The sequence below is a fragment of the Pseudomonas oryzihabitans genome (genome assembly GCF_032027545.1).
Classification (GTDB): Bacteria; Pseudomonadota; Gammaproteobacteria; order Pseudomonadales; family Pseudomonadaceae; genus Chryseomonas; species Chryseomonas oryzihabitans_F.
Genome location: NZ_JAVSJB010000014.1, coordinates 25,256 through 44,895 on the forward strand (window position 1 = coordinate 25,256; position 19,640 = coordinate 44,895).

A 19,640-nucleotide genomic window follows, 5' to 3' on the forward strand; every position below is an offset into this window, starting at 1 on the left:
CACTCTAGCACGAACGCTTCAGGGTGTCGGGGCGGGAGGGGGCGTCCGCCACCAGTGACGAGCCTGGCGCAGCCCCCGGGGCAAGTCCCATTTGCCGAGGGTCCAGTCCAGGGCGCCGAGTTCGGCGGTGTCGTAGCGCGTCACGCCGCGTTCGCGATAGCGCTCCACCACCAGGGGATGCGGATGGCCGTAACGATTGTGCCGACCGCGGGAAATCAGCACTCCGCGCGGTAGCACGGCGTCGATGAAGTCGGCACTGGAGCCGCTGCGGCTGCCATGGTGCGGCGCGCTGAGCCATTGCGCCGCAAGGGGCAGGCCGCTGGCTAGCAGTTCGACCTCGCGGCGTTCGTCGATGTCGCCGGTCAGCAGCAAGCGTTCGCCATTGGCTTCGACCTTGAGCACGCAGGAGGAGGCATTGGAGTCCGCGCTGGGCCGCCACCAGGTGGTGAAGTTGACGGCGTTCCAACGCCAGTTGGCGCCATCCACGCAGTCCTGGGCGCGCAAGCGCGGCGCCAATTGACCAGCCTCGCCACTGAGCACCAGGCCCGGCGGTAAACCCTTGGCTACGGCCGACGCCCCACCGGCATGGTCGGCATCGGCGTGGCTGAGCAGCAGGATGTCGAGTTCGTCGACGCCCGCGGCGCGCAGATTGGGCAGCACGACACGGGCGCCGCTGTCGTAGCTGCCCTGCCGCGGACCGGCGTCATACAGCAGCGCGTGCTCCCGGGTGCGCACCAGCACGGCCAGGCCCTGCCCCACGTCCAGTACCGTGATCCGCGCCTGCCCCTCGGCAGGCAGCGGGATCGCCGGGAATAGCCCCGGCAACATGAGCAGTGCCCCACAGCCACGTAGCGGTACGCCCGCCGGCAGCAGCGCCAGCAAGGCGCCGAGTCCGGCCAGCCAGAGCGCCCAGGCGGGCGCCAACGCGGGTTGCCAGGCCGCGGCCAACTGCGCCAGCCAATCCAACAGCCACAGCAGCACCTTGAGCAGAAAGCCAGACAGCCAGAGCGCGGGATCGCCCAGTGGCGACCATGGCAGGGACAGCAGCGTCCCCAGCAACGCCAGGGGCACGATGGCCATATCCATCAGCGGCACCGCGATGGCATTGGCCAGGGGCCCGCTGAGGCTCAGGGGCAGCCCCAACGCCAGGAGCAGCGGCGCCAATCCCACGCCCATGCACCACTGTGCGCGACCCAGGGTATGCCACCAGGGCAGCCGCCCCAGGCGCCCGGCGAAGCTCCACAGCAGCAGGAGCACCGCGCCGAAGGACAGCCAGAAGCCCGGCAACAGGCTGACCAGCGGATTGGCCGCCAGCACGCCCACCAGCGCCAGCAGCAGGGCATCTCCCAGCCGTACCTGTTGCCGTCCGAGTTGCCAGAGCAGGCCCAGGGTGACCATGAGACAGGCGCGCTGCACCGGCACCTCGAAGCCGGCCAGCAGGCCGTAGCCCAGGGCGGTGACCATCGTCAGGACGGCGGCGGACAGACGCCAGGGCAGCCGGCGCGGCCAGTAGCCACGGCGCGCCAGGGTGACCACCCCGGCATAGACACCCAGGGCGATCAGCCCGATGTGCTGGCCGGAAATCACCATCAGGTGCACGGTGCCGGTGTCCTGGAACAGTTGCCACTGGGCGTCGGTGATGCCGGAGGCGTCGCCGATCACCAAGGCGGCGAGCAGGCCGCCCTGCCCGGCCGGATCGCGGGTGTGCAGGTACTGGCGGATGGCATCGCGCCAGGTCGCCAGGCCGCTGGCCGCCTGGAGGCGCTGGCCATCCTTGACGCTGCCGGTGGCGCCTATGCCCTGGGCGAGCAGCCAGGCCTCGCGATCCTGGCCCAGGGCATTGGCCAGGCCCGCGGGACTGCGCAGCTCCACGGCAAGCCGCCAGCGCTCGCCCGCCAAGGGGCGCGGGCCGCCATACCAGTTCAGGCGTATCAGTGTCGGCAGCTTCAGGTCGCGCCGACTGCTGGCGTCGGCGAGCAGGAAACCCACCGAATCGGCGTCCACCGCTGGCAGCCCGCTCACCCGCCCTTCGATCCACAGCACCCGCTGTTCCAACCCCGGATCAAGACGATCCTGCAGTGCCCACTGGGCATGGAGCGCGGCCCAGGCCAGACCAAGACCGAAAGCGCCCACGACCGCCAGACGGGTGCCGAGCGAGATGAAGGCGACGGCAGCGAGTGCCGCCAGCAGGGGCATCGATGGCAAGGCCGGGAAGGCGCGCAGGACCAGCACACCCAGGGCGAAGGCAAGCAGAACAGCACGCATCAGGACTCCATCCGTGGAGAACCGAAAGGTCTAGGATGCGCGAATTAGAGCAGCTTGAGGGCGGAAGAGCCAGGGCTACGGGTGGACTCGCCTAAGTTGCCCTGGCGAAGGGATCAATCGTAGCGCAGGGCTTCGGCCGGCGAGGTGCGCGAGGCGCGCCAGGCAGGGTAAAGGGTCGCCAGGAAACTCATGCTCAGGGCAGCCACGGCGATCAGCACCACGTCCTCCAGCTCCAGCCGCGATGGCAGGTTGCTGATGAAGTACATGTCGCCACCGAACAGCTTGTGGCCGACCAGTCGCTCCAGGGCGGCGATCCAGTTGCTGACGTTGAGCGCCGCGATGACGCCGAGGATGCCGCCGATCAGGGTGCCGACCAGGCCGATCACCGTGCCCTGGACCATGAACACCGCCATGATCTGCCCCGGCGTGGCGCCCAGGGTACGCAGGATGGCGATGTCGGCCTTCTTGTCGGCCACCACCATGATCAGGGTGGCGATGATGTTGAAGGCGGCCACGGCGACGATCAGCAAGAGCAGCAGGCCGATCATGGTCTTTTCCATCTGCATCGCCTGGAACAGGCTGCCCTGGGAGATCGTCCAGTCGCGCGCCTGGTAGCCATCGCCGAGGGCCTTGGCCACGTCACGGGAAATGCGCGGCGCCTGGAACAGATCGTCCAGCGCCAGGCGGATGCTCTCCACCTGGCCCGGCTGCCAGCCCTTGAGCGGCGCGGCGTCGGCCACGTTGATCAGGGCCAGGGAGGCATCCAGCTCGGCGCCGACCTTGAAGGTACCGACCACGGTGAAGCGCCGCAGCCGCGGGGTGATGCTGCCGGTGGCACCGACCTCGGGGATGATCACCGTGACCTGGCTGCCCAGCTCCAGCTGGAAGCGTCGCGCGGCGATCTCGCCCAGCACGATGCCGAATTCGCCCGGCTTGAGGGCATCAAGGCTACCCTGGGTCATGCGCTCGCCGACGATGGACACGCGCTTTTCCTGGGCCGGATCGATGCCGTCCACCAGCAGCGGCTGCATGCGACCCCGTACCGAGAGCATGCCCTGCAACTGCGTATAGGGCACCGCCGCCAGCACATGGGGCTGCTGCTCGGCCTTGGCCGCCAGCGGGCGCCAGTCGTCCAGCGGCTGGGCGCCGCTGATGAAGGCATGGGGCACCATGCCGAGGATGCGGCCGCGCATCTCTTCCTGGAAGCCGTTCATAACCGACAGCACCAGGATCATGGCCAGCACGCCCAGCGCCAGGCCGAACATGGAAACCAGCGAGAAGAAGGAGATGAACGACTTGCGCCGCTTGGCGCGGGTGTATCTCAGGCCGATGAACAGCGAAAGCGGTCTGAACATGGCGACCTCAGACCTGCCGGGCCGGCGTGGCGTCGACCAGATGGCCTTCGTCCAGGCGCAGCATCCGGTCCATCTGGCCAGCCAGCACCTGGTCGTGGGTCACCACCAGGAAGGCCGTGCGCAGCGAGGTGGACAGTTCCAGCATCAGGTCCTGGATGCCGTGGGCGGTGTGTTGATCGAGGTTGCCGGTGGGTTCGTCGAGCAGTACCAGCTTGGGCTGGTTGACCAGGGCGCGGGCGATGGCCACGCGCTGACGCTCGCCGCCGGACAACTCGGCCGGCTTGTGGCCCAGGCGATGACCGAGACCGACCCGCTCCAGCAGCTTGGCGGCGCGCTCACGGGCTTCGCCGATGGAGGCCTTGCCGATCAGCAGGGGCATGCAGACGTTTTCCAGGGCGCTGAATTCGGGCAGCAGGTGGTGGAACTGGTAGACGAAGCCCATGGCGCGGTTGCGCAAGAGGCCACGGGCCTTCTCGTTCAGCGCCGACAGCTCTTCGCCATCGAGCCAGACGCTGCCGCTGCTGGGGGTGTCCAGGCCACCGAGCAGGTTCAGCAGGGTGGTCTTGCCCGAACCGGAACTGCCGACGATGGAGACGCGCTCACCTGGTTGCAGGGTGAGCTGGACGTTGCTCAGCACCTCGACGGTCTGGGGGCCTTCCTCGTAGCGCTTGCCCAGGTCCTGGCAACGCAAAACGGCTCGATCATTCATAACGCAGGGCCTCGGCGGGTTGGGTACGGGCAGCGCTCCAGGAGGGATAGAGCGTGGCCAGGAAGCTCAGGGCGAAGGACGCGCCACAGACCAGCAGCACGTCGTGCAGTTGCAGCTGGGCCGGCAGGTAGTCGATGAAATACACCTCGGCGTTGAGGAACTGGTGCCCGCTGAGACGCTGCACCCAGGCCAGCGCGGCGCTGACGTTGAGCGCGGCGAGCACGCCCAGCACGCAGCCGATGGCGGTACCGATGACGCCGATGAAGGTGCCCTGGACCATGAACACCGCCATGATCTGCCGGGGCGTGGCGCCCAGGGTGCGCAGGATGGCGATGTCGGATTTCTTGTCGGTCACCACCATCACCAGGGTGGAGACGATATTGAAGGCGGCTACGGCGACGATCAGCAGCAGCAGCAGGCCGATCATGGTCTTCTCCATGCCGATGGCCTGGTAGAGGTTGCCATGGGTGCGGGTCCAGTCGCGGGCATACCAGTCGTTGCCGGGCAACTGGCGGGCGATGTTCCAGGACACGTCGGGCGCTTGGAACAGGTCGTGCAATTTCAGGCGCACACCTTGCACCGCACTCGCCGGCCAGCGTTGCAGCCGGGCGGCGTCCTCGATGTGGATCAGGCCTACCGAGCCATCCAGCTCGCCGGCGCCGACGCTGAAGATGCCCACCACGGTGAATCTCTTCATGCGCGGAAACATGCCGGCGGGAGTCACGGCCACTTCGGGGGCGATGTAGGTGAGCTTGTCGCCGACCTTGACGCCGAGTTTCTCGGCGGCCAGCGACCCTATGATGATGCCGAATTCACCCGGCTTGAGGTCGTCCAGCCTACCCTCGCGCATGAAGCTCGCGATGATCGAGACCTTGGGCTCCTCGGCCGGGTCGATGGCGTTGAGCAGGACGGTCTGCACCGCCTTGTCGTGGGCCAGCATGCCCTGCAACTGGGTGAAGGGCGCCACCGCCGCCACCTGGCTGTTCTGCAACGCCCGCTCGCGCACGCTGCGCCAGTCGGTCACCGGCTGGTAGGACTCCACCGTCGCATGGGGAATCATGCCCAGGACGCGCTCGCGCATCTCGCGGTCGAAGCCGTTCATGACCGACAGCACCACGATCATGACGACCACGCCGAGCGCCAGGCCGATCATGGACGTGAGCGAGATGAAGGAGACGAAATGATTGCGGCGCTTGGCGCGGACGTAACGCAGGCCAAGGTAGATCGGCAGGGGTCTGAACATAGGCTCGCTTGCACGGCGGGAAGACGTAGGCGCCCTGCGGGGTGGACGGCGACACCGTGCCGGCTCGCCAGCTACACTCGGGGCCATCACCCACGGAGCGGCCCGACATGACCACCCCAGACGCGCGTGAACGGCGGGAATACTATCGCATCACCGACCGCATCGCACTGCAAATCGGCCCTGCCGAAGGCGCCTCCGGCGAGACCGCGCCGCTGTTCGCACTGCTGAGCGAACTGCACCAGCTGGAATTCGAATCCCGTCATCTGCTGCGCAACCTGGACGAACGCGACCGCGCCATCACCGCCTGCCTGCGTCTGGTGCACAAGCGCCTCGACCTGCTCGGCCAGGCCTTCGCCTGGAACCTGATGCACGACAGTGGCGCCACCCGGGAGGTGGTGCTGTCGGAAGGCGGCCTGGCCTTCGTCGATGCCGAGCCACTGGCCTTGGGCACGCGCCTGGAGCTACGCATGGCCCTGCCGCCCCAGGGGCTGGGCCTGCAGGTACTCGCCGAGGTGACCAGCTGCCAGGCCGTCGCCGGCGGTCATGAAATAGGCACCAGCTTCATCGAGCTGGAAGACGCCCAGCGTCAGCTGCTGGCCCGCCACGTCCTGCGCCAGCAGGCCCGCGGCCGCCGCGCCGACCGCGGAGAGGACACGTGAAAGGCGCCTGGCTGGCCTTGCTGCTCGGCACGGCCGCGCCCGGCTGGGCCGATACCCTGCAGATCCCGCTGGGCCAGCAGGGCGACCCCGGCGTCTCCCTCCCCCTGCGCGGCGACAGTCGTGCTCAGGTACTGGAACGCTTCGGCCTGCCCGACCAGGAACATCCGCCGGTCGGCCACCCGGCCATCCGCCGCTGGGACTATCGAGCGTTCAGCGTCTATTTCGAAAACGATCGGGTGCTGGATGCGGTCCGCGAACCGCGCCGCCCGTCTCCCTCACCCTAGCGTCTAGGAGCCTTCATGACCCTCATCTACGGACACCGCGGCGCCCGCGGCGAAGCGCCGGAAAACACCCTGGCCGGCTTCGAGCTGTGCCTGGAACTGGGCGTCCAGCGTTGCGAGCTGGACCTGCACCTCTCGCGGGACGGCGAGCTGGTGGTGATCCATGACCCCACCCTCAAGCGCACCACCGGGCGTGGCGGCAAGGTCAGCGAAAAGGCGGTGGCCGACCTAGTGGCACTGGACGCCCGCCAGGGTGGCCCGGCATGGCCACGCCCTGCCCCCATCCCGACCCTGCGCGAACTCTTCGAGAAGTGCCGCTTCGAGCATTGGCAGCTGGAGGTGAAGAGCGCCTCGCGAGTACGGGCGGCCCAGACCGTGAGGGCCATCGCCGCATTGGTCGAGGAGTTCGGCCTGCAGGACAAGATCACCGTGACCAGTTCTTCACGGGAAGTGCTACGCGCCCTGCAACGCGACACACCCCACCTGGCCCGTGGCCTGGTGGCGGAATACGCCTGGCTCGATCCGCTCAAGGTGGCGGCCAACTATGGCTGTCATCTGCTGGCACTGAACTGGACGCTGTGCACCCCGGAACGTCTGCTCAAGGCCAAGCGCCAGGGCCTGCACGTCTCGGTCTGGACGGTCAACGACGCCAGCCTGATGCGCCGCCTGGCCGACTTCGGCGCGGACAGCCTCATCACTGACTTCCCGAGCCTGGCGCGGAGGACATTGGGGTAGCGGATCGCGACCCTGGCGGTCCGCCGACGCAGCCACTCCTATGCCTCCCTGACCCCGACCGATCGCGGCCATGGGCCGCTCCTACAGGCACGGACGTCACCGTAAGAGCGGCCCATGGCCGCGATGCCTTTCCGACCGAAGACGTCAGAACAACCGATTCAACCCATCGAACGCCGCTACCCGGTAGGCCTCGGCCATGGTCGGGTAGTTGAAGGTGGTGTTGACGAAATAGCGGATGCTGTTCGCCTCGCCCTCCTGGTTCATGATCGCCTGGCCGATGTGCAGGATCTCCGACGCCTGGTCGCCGAAGCAGTGCACGCCAAGCACCTGCAGGGTCTCGCGGTGGAAGAGGATCTTCAGCATGCCCACCGGCTCACCGGAGATCTGCGCCCGCGCCATGCTCTTGAAGAAGGCCTTGCCCACTTCGTAGGGCACCTTCTCCTGGGTCAGCTCGCGCTCGGTCTTGCCCAGGGAGCTGATCTCCGGAATGGTGTAGATACCGGTGGGGATGTCGTTGACCACCCGCCCACGGTTGTCGTGGAGGAGGTTGTCCGAGGCCGAACGGCCCTGGTCGTAGGCGGCGCTGGCCAGGCTCGGCCAGCCGATGACGTCGCCAGCGGCATAGATGTTGGGCACCGAGGTCCGGTAGTTCTCGTCGACGGAGACCTGGCCACGGCTGTTGACCGCGAGTCCCACGTTCTGCAGGCCCAGTTGATCGGTGTTGCCGGTCCGGCCGTTGCACCAGAGCAAGGCGTCAGCGCGCAGCTTCTTGCCGGACTTCAGGTGCAGCACCACCCCGTGCTCCTGGCCCTCGATGCGCTCGTATTCCTCGTTGTGGCGGATGAGCACGTTGTTGTTCTGCAGGTGGTAGCTCAGGGCGTCGGAGATCTCGTCGTCGAGGAAGCTGAGCAACTGGTCACGGTTGTCGATCAGGTCCACCAGCACGCCGAGGCCGCTGAAGATGGAGGCGTATTCGCTGCCGATCACCCCGGCGCCGTAGATGATCAGCCGGCGCGGGGTGTGCGTCAGGGACAGGATGGTGTCGCTGTCGTAGATGCGCGGATGGCTGAAGTCCACGTCCACCGGGCGATAGGGACGTGAACCGGTGGCGATGACGACCTGCTTGGCCACCAGCCGCTCCAAGTCGCCACGCAGGTTGACGATCTCGATGGTGTTTTCGTCGGCGAAGCTGGCGGTGCCGAAGAACAGGTCGACGCGATTGCGCGCGTAATAGCTGGTGCGCGAGGACACCTGGCGGGCGATCACCCGTTCGGCGCTGCGCAGCACGTCGGGGAAGGAGAACCAGCGCGGCTCGCCGATGGAGCGGAACATCTCGTTGGTATTGAACTGGATGATCTGCTTGACCGAATGGCGCAGCGCCTTGGACGGGATGGTGCCCAGGTGCGTGCAGTTGCCGCCGACCACCTGGCGGTTGTCCACCACCGCCACCCGGCGACCGTTCTTGGCGGCATTCATCGCCGCACCCTCGCCGGCCGGTCCCGAACCCAGAACCACCACGTCGTAGCTATAGACCGCCATGCTTTCTCCTTAGAAGGTTAGCCGTCTGCAGGCGACGGCTGGAGCCGGACCCACCTGACAGGAGGTGACGTCCGACGTGAGATCGCCCCCGAGGGCTGCGACCTCTTGTCACGGGTCGCCATTGTGGCGCAAAACTCTGGCAAAACGAAAACGGGAGCCACCTGGGCTCCCGTTTTTTCTTACAAGTCAGCCTTGCTGGAAACGCAAGACTCAGGCCGGGAAGGCCGGCGGGTTGACGCCCGCTATTTCTTCCAATACCCGGACGACCTGGCAGCTGTAGCCGAACTCGTTGTCGTACCAGACGTAGAGCACGACGCGGTTGTCGCTGACGATGGTAGCACCGGCATCGACCACGCCCGCATGACGGGAGCCGACGAAGTCGCTGGAGACCACTTCCGGCGAATTCACGAAATCGATCTGCTTGTGCAGCGGCGAGTGCAGCGCCATGGTGCGCAGGTACTCGTTGATCTCGTCCTTGCTGGTGCCGTTTTCCAGGTTCAAGTTGAGGATCGCCATGGAGACGTTGGGCGTCGGCACGCGGATGGCATTGCCGGTCAGCTTGCCAGCCAGTTCCGGCAGCGCCTTGGCCACGGCCTTGGCGGCGCCGGTCTCGGTGATCACCATGTTCAAGGCAGCGCTACGGCCACGGCGATCGCCCTTGTGGAAGTTGTCGATCAGGTTCTGGTCGTTGGTGTACGAGTGAACGGTCTCGACGTGACCGTTGACGATGCCGTACTTGTCGTTGACCGCCTTCAGGATCGGCACGATGGCGTTGGTGGTGCAGGAAGCCGCGGTGACGATGGTGTCTTCGGCGGTGATGGTGTCATGGTTGATGCCATGCACGATGTTCTTCAGGTTGCCCTTGCCCGGCGCGGTCAGCACCACGCGGGACACGCCCTTGCACTTGAGGTGCTGGCCCAGGCCTTCGGCATCGCGCCACTTGCCGGTGTTGTCGACGACGATGGCGTCCTGGATGCCATACTGGGTGTAGTCCACGCTGGTGGGATCGTTGGAGTAGATCACCTTGATCAGGGTACCGTTGGCGCACAGGGTGCTGTTGGCCTCGTCGACGGTGATGGTGCCGTCGAAGGAACCGTGCACGGAATCGCGGCGCAGCAGGCTGGCACGCTTGACCAGGTCGTTGTCGGCGCCCTTGCGGACCACGATGGCACGCAGGCGCAGGCCGTCGCCGCTGCCCTGGTGCTCGATGAGGATACGGGCCAGCAGACGACCGATACGACCGAAGCCGTACAGGACGACGTCGGTGCCCTTGCGCTGCTCGACGCCCTGCTTGCCGACCACGGCGGCCAGTTCACTGCGCAGGAAATCCTTGAGGTCGCGACCGGCACCTTCGGCCTTGAACTTCAGGCTCAGGCGGGCCAGGTCGATGGAAGCGGCACCCAGTTCCAGCTCGCTCAGGGCTTTCACCAGCGGGAAGGTGTCCTGCACGGACAGCTCGACGTTGTCGATCTGGCGCGCGAATCGGTGAGCCTTGAGAATGGAGATCACCGAACGGTTGACCAAACCGCGACCGTAAATGGAGGTCACAACGTTGTTGTTGCGGTACAGCTGACCAATCAGGGGAATCATGGCCTCGGCGAGCGCTTCGCGATCGATCCATTCTTCAAGGCACTGCTCAGGCTTCTGACTCACGACAAATCCTTCCCTATGTAGGAGCTGAAAAAAGGAACTACATTATGACCGCGCCGCCTGTCCCAGGCAATCGACGCGCGTCGCTGCACTGACAGCGCGAAAGCCCGGTCGTTACAATCCCAACCCACCGAACATCCACCGGAGTTCCGCCCGCGTGTCAGTTTTGCGTACCCCGTCAATTCCTGAAACCGCTGGTCGCCAACAATGGGGCAACCTGCCCGGCGCCGCGCTAGCCCTCGCCATCGCTGAAGCCACCAAGGCCGCGACTCGCCGCTTCACCCTGCTGATCACCCAGGACAGCCAGAGTGCCGACCGCCTGGAGCAGGAACTGCGCTTCTTCGCCCCTGAATTGCCGGTGCTGAATTTCCCCGATTGGGAGACGCTGCCCTACGATGTCTTCTCGCCACACCAGGACATCATCTCCCAGCGCGTCGCCACCCTTTATCGGTTGCCGGAGCTCTCCCACGGCATTTTGGTAGTCCCTTTGTCCACCGCCCTACACCGCCTGGCGCCCACGCGCTTCCTGCTCGGCAGCAGCCTGGTGCTGGACATCGGCCAGCGCCTGGACGTGGAAGCCACCCGCTCGCGCCTCGAAGCGGCCGGCTATCGCTATGTGGATACGGTGTACGAACACGGCGAATTCACCGTGCGCGGCGCCCTGATCGATCTCTTCCCCATGGGCAGCAGCCTGCCCTACCGGATCGACCTGTTCGACGACGAGATCGAGACGCTGCGCACCTTCGATCCGGAGACGCAGCGCTCCATCGACAAGGTCGACAGCATCCGCCTGCTGCCGGCGCGGGAATTTCCGCTGCACAAGGAAGCCGTGACCGGCTTTCGCGCGCGTTTCCGCGAGCGCTTCGACGTGGACTATCGCCGCTGCCCCATCTATCAGGACCTGGCCAGCGGCATCACCCCGGCAGGCATCGAGTACTACCTGCCGCTGTTCTTCGAGGAGACCTCGACCCTCTTCGACTACCTGCCGGCCAATACCCAGGTGTTCTCCCTGCCTGGCATCGAACAGGCCGCCGAACAGTTCTGGACCGATGTCCGTACGCGCTATGAAGATCGCCGGGTCGACCCCGAACGACCGCTGCTACCGCCAGTGGAGGTCTTCCTGCCGGTGGAGGACTGCTTCGCCCGCCTGAAGAACTGGCCACGAGTGGTCATAGGCGCGGATGACCTGGAATCCGGCGTGGGCCGCGAGCGCTTCGCCGCGCGCGCCCTGCCGGACCTGGCCATCGACGCCAAGGCCAGCCAGCCGCTCGCAGCCCTGGAACACTTCATCACCGACTTCCCCGGTCGCGTGCTGTTTACCGCGGAAAGCGCCGGGCGCCGCGAGGTGCTGCTGGAACTGCTGGCCCGCCTGAACCTGCGCCCCGGTCAGGTCGAGGGCTGGGCGGCGTTCCAGGCTAGCGGCGAGCGCATCGCCATCGCCCTGGCGCCGCTGGACGAAGGCCTGGTGCTGGACGACCCCGCGGTCGCCCTGATCCCGGAAAATCCGCTGTTCGGCCAGCGCATCATGCAGCGCCGCCGTCGTGAGAAGAGTCGCGATGGTGGCGAGAACGTCATCAAGAACCTCACCGAGCTGCGCGAAGGCGCACCGGTGGTGCACATCGATCACGGTGTGGGCCGCTACATGGGCCTGATCACCCTGGAGCTGGACGACCAGCCCCAGGAATTCCTGCTGCTGGAATACGCCGACGACGCCAAGCTCTATGTGCCGGTGGCCAACCTGCACCTGATCGCCCGCTACTCGGGCACCGACGATGCCCTGGCCCCGTTGCACAAGCTGGGCTCCGAGACCTGGCAGAAGGCCAAGCGCAAGGCCGCCGAACAGGTGCGCGACGTGGCCGCCGAGCTGCTCGACATCTATGCCCGTCGTGCTGCCCGCAAGGGCTATGCCTTCAAGGACCCGGCGGTCGACTACGCCACCTTCTCCGCTGGCTTCCCGTTCGAGGAGACGCCGGACCAGCAAGCGGCCATCGAGGCGGTGCGCAAAGACATGCTGGCGGGTACGCCGATGGATCGTCTGATCTGCGGCGACGTGGGCTTTGGCAAGACCGAGGTGGCCATGCGCGCCGCCTTCATCGCCGTGCACGGGGGTCGCCAGGTGGCGGTACTGGTGCCCACCACCCTGCTCGCCCAGCAGCACTACAACAGCTTCCGCGACCGTTTCGCCGATTGGCCGGTGCGGGTCGAGGTGATGAGCCGCTTCAAATCGGCCCAGGAGGTCGCCGCCGCCACGCGCGAGCTGGCCGATGGCAAGATCGACATCATCATCGGTACCCACAAGCTGTTGCAGGGCGATGTGAAGTTCAAGGATCTGGGGCTGGCGATCATCGACGAAGAACACCGCTTTGGCGTGCGCCAGAAGGAACAGCTCAAGTCGCTGCGCAGCGAGGTGGACATCCTCACCCTCACCGCCACGCCGATCCCACGCACCTTGAACATGGCCGTGGCGGGCATGCGCGACCTGTCCATCATCGCCACTCCACCGGCCCGGCGTCTCTCGGTGCGCACCTTCGTCATGGAGGAGCAGAACGCGGTGATCAAGGAAGCCCTGCTGCGCGAACTCTTGCGTGGCGGCCAGGTGTACTTCCTGCACAACGAGGTCAAGACCATCGAGAAGCGCGCCCGCGAGCTGGCGGAGCTGGTGCCCGAGGCGCGCATCGGCATCGGCCATGGCCAGATGCGCGAGCGCGATCTCGAACAGGTGATGAGCGATTTCTACCACAAGAGGTTCAACGTGCTGGTCGCCTCGACCATCATCGAGACCGGTATCGACGTGCCCAGCGCCAACACCATCATCATCGAGCGCGCCGACAAGTTCGGCCTGGCCCAGCTGCACCAGCTGCGCGGCCGGGTCGGTCGCAGTCACCACCAGGCCTATGCCTACCTGCTCACCCCGCCACGCAAGGGCATGACGCCGGACGCCGAAAAGCGCCTGGAAGCCATCGCCGGCGCCCAGGACCTGGGGGCCGGCTTCATCCTGGCGACCCACGACCTGGAGATCCGCGGCGCGGGCGAACTGCTCGGTGAAGGCCAGAGCGGCCAGATCCAGGCGGTGGGCTTCACCCTCTACATGGAAATGCTGGAGCGGGCGGTCAAGGCCATCCGCAAGGGCGAGCAACCCAACCTGGAGCAACCCCTGGGCGGTGGGCCGGACATCAACCTGCGCGTTCCCGCGCTGATCCCGGAGGACTATCTGCCCGACGTCCATGCGCGGCTGATCCTCTACAAACGCATCGCCTCGGCAGCGGACGAAGAGGCGCTCAAGGAACTGCAGGTGGAGATGATCGATCGCTTCGGACTGTTGCCGGAACCGACCAAGAACCTAGTGCGGCTGACGCTGCTCAAACTGCGGGCGGAAGGCCTGGGCATCGTCAAGGTGGATGCCGGGCCCCAGGGCGGGCGGCTGGAATTCGCCGCCGATACCCAGGTGGATCCGCTGGTGCTGGTGAAGATGATCCAGGCGCAGCCGAAGAAGTACCGGCTGGAAGGCGCCACGCTGTTCAAGTTCCAGGTGCCCATGGAACGCGCCGAAGAACGCTTCAACGTGCTGGAAGCCCTGTTCGATCGGCTGACGCCGGCCACCAGCTGATGACCGCGCCGCTCCTGAGAGCCGGTTCAAGGTCTCGCGAGCTAGAGACAAACAAGGCAAAAATGGCTGAGGAAGCGGATCGGACCCGCGCTCGGGTTTACGAGGGGTAAATGAGCATTCCGATGGGGCTGGCCTTCCAGGCCATTTTCAACGCCGTTTGGCCGACGCGCAGCAGACTTTGAACAGGCTCTGAGAGCGTTCGGGAGCGGCGCGAGCACCAATCAGCCCGCCAGCACCTCGGCCAGCACCTGCCGCACCTCGTCGATACCGCTGGCCAGGACGGCTTCGATCTCGGCCATGGTGATCTCCCGCTGTACCTTACCGGCCGCCGGATTCACCACCAGCGCCAGGCAGGCGTAGGGCAGGCCCAGTTCCCGGGCCAGGGCCGCTTCCGGCATCCCGGTCATGCCGACGATGTCGCAGCCATCGCGCTCCAGCCGGACAATCTCTCCCGCCGTTTCCAGGCGCGGCCCCTGGGTGGCGGCATAGACGCCATGGTCGCTGTGCGGCAGCTGCAACTTGCGCAGCGCGCTCAGCAGGCGCTGACGCAGGGGCTCGTCGTAGGGAAAGCTGAAGTCGATATGGGTGACATGCTCGAGGTCCGCGCCTTCAAAGAAGGTGTGGCCGCGGCCCCAGGTGTAGTCCACCAGCTGATGGGGCACGCACAGGTGGCCGCTGCCCATGGCGGCATGGATACCGCCCACGGCATTCACCGCGAGGATCGCTTCAGCGCCGGCTTCCTTGAGCGCCCAGAGGTTGGCGCGGTAGTTGACCTGGTGTGGTGGAATGCGATGGGGATGGCCGTGGCGCGCGAGGAACAGCACCGGGCGGCCGGCATAGTGGCCATGTTGCACAGGCGCCGAGGGATCGCCCCAAGGCGTTTCGAAGGCCTGGGCCTGGTCCAGCTCCAGGCCGGCAAGCGAGGTGAGGCCGGTACCGCCGATGATGGCGTAGGTGGTCATGGGAAGGTCCTTAGAGCCTGTTCAAAGGCTCGCGAGCTAGAGACAAACAAGGCGCAACGACCAACGGGAGTAACAGCCAACGGCTGGCCCGTAGGGTGAGCGCCAGCGAATCAAATGCCTGAGGAAGCGGAGTTTACGTGTGGTAAATGAGCATTCCGAAGGCATTTTTAACGCGGTTTGGCCGACGCGCAGCAGGCTTTGAATAGACTCTTAGATGAGTTCAGCCTGGCGCAACCGTTGCAGCGCCTGGCTCCACTGCGGCTGCTGCCGATAATCGACATCGACGTGGCGATGGGCCCTCATGCTGGCCAGGTGCGGCGCGGGCGAAAGGCCCAGCTGTTGCGCCCGGCTCAGGGCCAGCTCGGCGGCGCCACGGTCATTGCAGACTAGCGCCATGTCGCACCCAGCGGTAAGGGCCGCCTCGACGCGTTGTCCGGCATCCCCAGCGACGTGGGCGCCAGCCATGGAGAGGTCGTCACTGAAGATGACGCCCCGGTAGCCCAGCTCACCGCGCAGGATGTCCTGCAGCCAACGGCGCGAGAAGCCGGCCGGCTGGAGATCCACTGCGGGGTAGATGACGTGGGCGGGCATCACCCCGCCCAATTTGGGCAACAGCGCCTGGAACGGACGCAGGTCGGTACGCTGGAGGGTCTCCAGATCGCGTTCGTCGGTGGGGATGGCGAAGTGGGAATCGGCCTCCGCCCAGCCATGACCGGGGAAGTGCTTGCCAGTGGCAGCCATGCCGGCGTCGCCCATGCCAGCGACGAAGGCACCACCCAGCGCTATCACCTGGTCGGCGCTGCCGAAGGAACGGGCACCTATCACCTGGCTGCGCTGATGGTCGACATCCAGCACCGGAGCGAAGCTGAAGTCCAACCCCACAGCCAGTATCTCGGTCGCCATCAACCAGCCGCAGAGACGCGCCAACTCCGGGCTGTCCACCCGCCCGGCGAGTTGCCCCATGGCCGGCAGACGCACCACGTCACGCCGCAGACGCTGGACACGGCCGCCTTCCTGGTCGACGGCCAGCAGCAGGTCGGGACGCACCGCCCGGATGCTGCGGCACAACTCGCGTACCTGTGCAGGGGTTTCGATGTTGCGAGCGAACAGGATCAGTCCGCCCACTTCCGGTTGGCGCAGCAACTGCCGGTCCTCGGCGGTGAGCCAGGGGCCGGCGATATCGACCATCAGGGAGCCTTGCATGGGTACCTCGTCCGATTGGCCCGGCACAGGGGCCGGGAAAGGGACGCAAGCTTAACCCAGGCGCTACCGGCCTCGCAGCCTAGTAGGTCTCGGCCGTCTCCGCCGCAACCGGACGCCGCGGCCGATACTGTGCCTGGGCCAGTTCCGGTGCGTGCATCGCCGTGGGCGCGCGCATGCCGGTGGCGAGGAAAGGCACCATCAGCCGCAGCACCTGATCGGTGTGGGTATCGACCCCGAAGTCGTTCTCGCCGATCGCCCGCAGCGCCTTGATGCCGGACATGCTGAACACCGCGGCGCCGAGCATGAAATGCGCGCGCCAGAACAACTCCAGCGGCGGAATCTCGGGGACGGCGCGATTCACCAGCAACAGGAAACGCCGAAATGCCCGCCCGTAGGTCTGCTCCAGATACTTGCGCAGATGCCCCTGGCTCTGACTGAACGCCAGGCCGAGCAGGCGCATGAACACCGAAAGATCGTTGCCATGGCGCGGCTTGATGGCCAGCGAGTGGTCCACCAGCAGGTTGAGCAGCGCCTCCAGGCTCACCTCTTCCCCCGTCTTGGGTTGCCACTGATCCAGGTCCCGTTCCAGGTTGAAGCAGAAGGGATCGAGGAAACGCGAGAATACGGCCTGGATCAGCGCCTTCTTGGAGCCGAAGTGATAGTTGACGGCGGCCAGGTTGACGCCGGCCCGGGTGGTGATCAGCCGCAACGAGGTCTCCGCGAAGCCCCGCTCGGCAAACAGCTGTTCGGCGGCATCCAGGATGCGCTCGACGGTATCCGACTGGGCCATGACCTTCCCTACCTGAAGAATTCCGTTTGAAACATATGTTTCAAACGCGGTCGAGTCAATCACGCCGACCCTTGCGACACTCGACGATGCAGGATAGGCGCCGGGGGCCCTTGCCCCTGCCTACCATCAGATGTTGGGGACGCGGTATTGCTTGCCCCTGGAAGTTACTGTATATAATCACAGCATCACTAGACGACGCGACGTGCATCATGCTGAAACTGACACCGCGACAAGCCGAGATCCTGGCCTTCATCAAGCGTTGCCTCGAAGCCAATGGCTTTCCGCCCACCCGCGCCGAGATCGCGCAGGAGCTTGGTTTCAAATCACCGAATGCGGCCGAGGAGCACCTCAAGGCCCTGGCCCGCAAGGGCGCCATCGAGATGACCCCGGGTGCCTCGCGCGGCATCCGGATTCCGGGACTGGATACGCGCAAGGCCGACGAAAGCCTGCCGGTCATCGGTCGGGTCGCCGCTGGTGCGCCCATCCTCGCCGAGCAGAACGTCGAGGAGAACTGTGCCATCAACCCGGCCTTCTTCCAGCCCCGTGCCGACTACCTGCTCAAGGTGAAGGGCATGAGCATGAAGGACGTCGGCATCCTCGATGGCGACCTCTTGGCTGTCCACGTGACCCGCGAAGTGCACAACGGCCAGATCGTCGTGGCCCGGGTAGGCGATGAGGTGACCGTGAAGAGATTCAAGCGCTCGGGCAACCAGGTCACCCTGTTGGCGGAAAATCCCGACTTCGCTCCTATCGAGGTCGATCTTTCCACCCAGGAATTCGCCATCGAAGGGTTAAGCGTCGGCGTTATCCGCCGCTAACCTCTAGGGCTGGTCCACCGCCAGCCCTTTTCAACCAGCACCATCAATGCCGAAGTCTTGATCGGGGGATAGTTTCGCGCTCCAGAAAGCGCTCAAGACCAGGCCGGAGAACAGTGACGTCCCGTAGCAGTGGCACGGACGTCGAGTGGATTGATCGAGTCGCCTCCAGGAGGTCGCCATGCAATTTCCCCTGATGTTCGATACACCGCGCCCGTCCGTTCAAGAGCTGGACCTGGCACCGACCCTGCTTTTGCAGGAGCTGACGGCCTTCCTGCCCAAGCCCGGCAAAGTCGCCCGGGAACTACCGGTCGCGCCCCTGCCCGATACCTTCAGCGAGATGTCCTTGCATGGCAGCCAGGAGCAGTGCCTGCAGTTGCTGGCCCCGATCCTGCGGCAACTCAGCGAGAAGGATGATGCCCGTTGGCTGACCCTGGTCACCCCGCCTTCGCTGCTGAGCAGCGCCTGGCTGCGCAGCACCCATCTGAACAAGGAACGGGTGCTGCTGTTGCAGACCCCGAGTTCCGCCAAGACGCTGCAGCTGGCCTGCGAAGTGCTGCGCAAGGGGCAAAGCCATACGGTGATCAGTTGGCTGCATGACCTGAGCGATGCGGGCAAGCAGCAATTGGCACGGGCGGCGGCCCAGGGCAACAGTCAGAGCCTGAACATCAGATTCGCCTGAACCCGGCGGAGGCGTTGGCAGGGAGCGGCGGCATCCCAATGCGGGGTGCCGGGATCGACGCGGAGGTCAGTGCAGGACGCGAGGTTGATCGTCACGCTGGAGGCTGTCGCCTTCGGCCAGCCGACCGGCCATCTGCACGCCCAGGTTGAACATGGCCTTGGCCACCTCCACCTGCTGGCCATGCAGGAAATCCTTGGCATCGCTGGAAAACTCCAGGGTGACGAGTGCTTCCTCATCGTCCGCACGGCGCAACACGATGCGACCATCGGAGAGTTCAACGATTTCCAGGTAGGCAGTAGTCATTCAGTATCTCCACAGCTAAGCGGATAGTGTAACAGCGTGGGGTCTGAGAGGCTGGATTGCCTGAGTCTTTTTCGATGGCCTGCAGGTCGACCGACGTACCGGGACCTTCGCGTGAAGCTTAGCGGGGATTCCTGAGCGGAAGCTGCCGCCAGGAGTCACGGCACGACACAGACGAGAAAATGGCAATACCGCCGGGAACCGGCAGTCTCGCCAGGGCAGCGCCATGACTACCGAATCCCAGGCAGGCTTCCAGGGTTGGCGTGAACGCCGCGCCCTACCACTCCGTCATGGCACCTCGGAATCTGAGCGCCGTCTGCTTGAGGTTTTCCCGCCAGGCTTCCACCTCTTCCAGCGGCAATTCTGGCTCGGCGGGCTCCAGGCTCACTGCCTCGATCAGCGGTAGCGTCGGGTCCTGCTTGGGACGCCGCAGAACCTGGGGCGGCTGCAGCAGCCGCTGGTACTCGGCGATCAGCTGCGCCAGCCAGGTCTCGGGATTGCTGGCCAGCTCGATCAGCTCGCCCATTTCGGGGCTGGGTGCGCTAGCCAGGGTCTCGGGTGCGAGGTGAGTAGCCAGCGAGGTGGCGTCCATGGTGGGGTGGCGGTAGAAGCCGGCTACCTCCTGGCAGAGGCCCAGCAGCGCGCCCTGCAGGTGGAACAGGCAGGCTTCGCGCTCGGCCAAGATGCGTCCCTGACTTTGCGCCGAGGGCGCGGCCAGGGCGGCACGCCAGCTTTCCAGGGCCAGGCCGGCGAAATACAGCTTCTGGTTGGTGCGGGTGTAACGCTCGTTGGCCATGGCCCTCTCCTACGACCGGCGCGCGCCGGTCGGCTATCTCCCGCCGGGG

General features: G+C 65.9%; 17 protein-coding genes. 6 read left to right on the forward strand and 11 right to left on the reverse strand.

Annotated elements, in window-relative coordinates:
• Positions 1 to 18 precede the first annotated feature (18 nt).
• The 4 genes from RND78_RS20000 to RND78_RS20015 all read right to left on the reverse strand — a co-directional run bounded on the left by RND78_RS20000 (position 19) and on the right by RND78_RS20015 (position 5,572).
• Entirely contained in the window at positions 19 to 2,265 is a 2,247-nt protein-coding gene (locus RND78_RS20000; protein ID WP_312731610.1) for a DNA internalization-related competence protein ComEC/Rec2, read from the reverse strand.
• 113 nt (positions 2,266 to 2,378) lie between these two features.
• Positions 2,379 to 3,620 carry a lipoprotein-releasing ABC transporter permease subunit gene (locus tag RND78_RS20005; protein WP_312731612.1) on the reverse strand — a complete coding sequence of 414 codons (1,242 nt, stop codon included), beginning with the start codon at positions 3,618 to 3,620 and terminating at the stop codon, positions 2,379 to 2,381.
• Positions 3,621 to 3,627: 7 nt separating this feature from the next.
• Positions 3,628 to 4,329: a lipoprotein-releasing ABC transporter ATP-binding protein LolD gene (lolD, locus tag RND78_RS20010; protein WP_026083696.1), complete on the reverse strand. Its 702-nt coding sequence runs from the start codon at positions 4,327 to 4,329 to the stop codon at positions 3,628 to 3,630.
• The gene (locus tag RND78_RS20015) at positions 4,322 to 5,572 is read right to left on the reverse strand and encodes a lipoprotein-releasing ABC transporter permease subunit (protein ID WP_312731614.1); all 1,251 of its coding nucleotides are present in this window, start codon (positions 5,570 to 5,572) and stop codon (positions 4,322 to 4,324) included. The genes lolD and RND78_RS20015 overlap by 8 nt, the downstream gene beginning before the upstream one ends.
• A 107-nt stretch (positions 5,573 to 5,679) precedes the next feature.
• Between RND78_RS20015 and RND78_RS20020 the strand changes: the two genes are divergently transcribed.
• From RND78_RS20020 to RND78_RS20030, 3 genes are read left to right on the forward strand one after another with little or no spacing between them, the layout of a single operon-like run.
• A complete protein-coding gene (locus RND78_RS20020) occupies positions 5,680 to 6,231 on the forward strand; it encodes a PilZ domain-containing protein (RefSeq protein ID WP_312731615.1) in 552 nt (183 codons plus the stop codon).
• Entirely contained in the window at positions 6,228 to 6,515 is a 288-nt protein-coding gene (locus tag RND78_RS20025; RefSeq protein ID WP_312731616.1) for a phosphodiesterase, read from the forward strand. Before RND78_RS20020 ends, RND78_RS20025 begins: the two co-directional genes overlap by 4 nt.
• 15 nt (positions 6,516 to 6,530) lie before the next feature.
• Positions 6,531 to 7,247 carry a glycerophosphodiester phosphodiesterase gene (locus tag RND78_RS20030; protein WP_312731618.1) on the forward strand — a complete coding sequence of 239 codons (717 nt, stop codon included), beginning with the start codon at positions 6,531 to 6,533 and terminating at the stop codon, positions 7,245 to 7,247.
• Positions 7,248 to 7,391: 144 nt separating this feature from the next.
• Here RND78_RS20030 and sthA read toward each other — a convergent pair whose 3' ends face one another.
• Positions 7,392 to 8,786 (reverse strand): Si-specific NAD(P)(+) transhydrogenase, encoded by a 1,395-nt coding sequence (gene sthA, locus RND78_RS20035; protein WP_312731619.1) that lies wholly within the window; start codon positions 8,784 to 8,786, stop codon positions 7,392 to 7,394.
• Between the two features lie 210 nt (positions 8,787 to 8,996).
• A complete protein-coding gene (locus RND78_RS20040; protein WP_312731621.1) occupies positions 8,997 to 10,439 on the reverse strand; it encodes a glyceraldehyde-3-phosphate dehydrogenase in 1,443 nt (480 codons plus the stop codon).
• A 154-nt stretch (positions 10,440 to 10,593) separates the two neighbouring features.
• On the opposite strand from RND78_RS20040, the gene mfd reads away from it, so the two are divergent.
• Positions 10,594 to 14,043, forward strand: a complete 3,450-nt coding sequence (mfd, locus tag RND78_RS20045) for a transcription-repair coupling factor (protein WP_312731622.1) — start codon at positions 10,594 to 10,596, stop codon at positions 14,041 to 14,043.
• Positions 14,044 to 14,264: 221 nt separating this feature from the next.
• Here mfd and RND78_RS20050 read toward each other — a convergent pair whose 3' ends face one another.
• The 3 genes from RND78_RS20050 to RND78_RS20060 form a co-directional block, all read right to left on the reverse strand.
• Positions 14,265 to 15,005, reverse strand: coding sequence for an S-methyl-5'-thioinosine phosphorylase (locus tag RND78_RS20050; RefSeq protein WP_312731624.1), 741 nt, complete (start codon positions 15,003 to 15,005; stop codon positions 14,265 to 14,267).
• A gap of 210 nt (positions 15,006 to 15,215) precedes the next feature.
• Positions 15,216 to 16,208 carry a beta-N-acetylhexosaminidase gene (gene nagZ / locus RND78_RS20055; protein WP_312731625.1) on the reverse strand — a complete coding sequence of 331 codons (993 nt, stop codon included), beginning with the start codon at positions 16,206 to 16,208 and terminating at the stop codon, positions 15,216 to 15,218.
• A 79-nt stretch (positions 16,209 to 16,287) separates the two neighbouring features.
• Positions 16,288 to 16,998, reverse strand: a complete 711-nt coding sequence (locus tag RND78_RS20060) for a TetR/AcrR family transcriptional regulator (protein WP_312731628.1) — start codon at positions 16,996 to 16,998, stop codon at positions 16,288 to 16,290.
• Positions 16,999 to 17,207: 209 nt separating this feature from the next.
• On the opposite strand from RND78_RS20060, the gene lexA reads away from it, so the two are divergent.
• On the forward strand, positions 17,208 to 17,816 hold the full coding sequence (gene lexA, locus RND78_RS20065; RefSeq protein ID WP_312731630.1) for a transcriptional repressor LexA: 609 nt from the start codon (positions 17,208 to 17,210) through the stop codon (positions 17,814 to 17,816).
• 178 nt (positions 17,817 to 17,994) lie between these two features.
• The gene (gene sulA / locus RND78_RS20070) at positions 17,995 to 18,495 is read left to right on the forward strand and encodes an SOS-induced cell division inhibitor SulA (protein ID WP_312731631.1); all 501 of its coding nucleotides are present in this window, start codon (positions 17,995 to 17,997) and stop codon (positions 18,493 to 18,495) included.
• A 66-nt stretch (positions 18,496 to 18,561) separates the two neighbouring features.
• Here sulA and RND78_RS20075 read toward each other — a convergent pair whose 3' ends face one another.
• Both RND78_RS20075 and RND78_RS20080 read right to left on the reverse strand, forming a co-directional pair.
• Positions 18,562 to 18,798: a hypothetical protein gene (locus RND78_RS20075; protein WP_059232276.1), complete on the reverse strand. Its 237-nt coding sequence runs from the start codon at positions 18,796 to 18,798 to the stop codon at positions 18,562 to 18,564.
• 274 nt (positions 18,799 to 19,072) lie between these two features.
• The gene (locus RND78_RS20080; protein WP_312731632.1) at positions 19,073 to 19,591 is read right to left on the reverse strand and encodes a DUF6586 family protein; all 519 of its coding nucleotides are present in this window, start codon (positions 19,589 to 19,591) and stop codon (positions 19,073 to 19,075) included.
• Positions 19,592 to 19,640 lie beyond the last annotated feature (49 nt).

Coding starts and splice junctions, on each gene's coding strand:
- RND78_RS20000 (WP_312731610.1), bottom strand. CDS start 2,265: ATGCGTGCTGTTCTGCTTGCCTTCGCCCTGGGTGTGCTGGTCCTGCGC.
- RND78_RS20005 (WP_312731612.1), bottom strand. CDS start 3,620: ATGTTCAGACCGCTTTCGCTGTTCATCGGCCTGAGATACACCCGCGCC.
- lolD (WP_026083696.1), bottom strand. CDS start 4,329: ATGAATGATCGAGCCGTTTTGCGTTGCCAGGACCTGGGCAAGCGCTAC.
- RND78_RS20015 (WP_312731614.1), bottom strand. CDS start 5,572: ATGTTCAGACCCCTGCCGATCTACCTTGGCCTGCGTTACGTCCGCGCC.
- RND78_RS20020 (WP_312731615.1), top strand. CDS start 5,680: ATGACCACCCCAGACGCGCGTGAACGGCGGGAATACTATCGCATCACC.
- RND78_RS20030 (WP_312731618.1), top strand. CDS start 6,531: ATGACCCTCATCTACGGACACCGCGGCGCCCGCGGCGAAGCGCCGGAA.
- sthA (WP_312731619.1), bottom strand. CDS start 8,786: ATGGCGGTCTATAGCTACGACGTGGTGGTTCTGGGTTCGGGACCGGCC.
- RND78_RS20050 (WP_312731624.1), bottom strand. CDS start 15,005: ATGACCACCTACGCCATCATCGGCGGTACCGGCCTCACCTCGCTTGCC.
- nagZ (WP_312731625.1), bottom strand. CDS start 16,208: ATGCAAGGCTCCCTGATGGTCGATATCGCCGGCCCCTGGCTCACCGCC.
- RND78_RS20060 (WP_312731628.1), bottom strand. CDS start 16,998: ATGGCCCAGTCGGATACCGTCGAGCGCATCCTGGATGCCGCCGAACAG.
- lexA (WP_312731630.1), top strand. CDS start 17,208: ATGCTGAAACTGACACCGCGACAAGCCGAGATCCTGGCCTTCATCAAG.
- sulA (WP_312731631.1), top strand. CDS start 17,995: ATGCAATTTCCCCTGATGTTCGATACACCGCGCCCGTCCGTTCAAGAG.
- RND78_RS20075 (WP_059232276.1), bottom strand. CDS start 18,798: ATGACTACTGCCTACCTGGAAATCGTTGAACTCTCCGATGGTCGCATC.
- RND78_RS20080 (WP_312731632.1), bottom strand. CDS start 19,591: ATGGCCAACGAGCGTTACACCCGCACCAACCAGAAGCTGTATTTCGCC.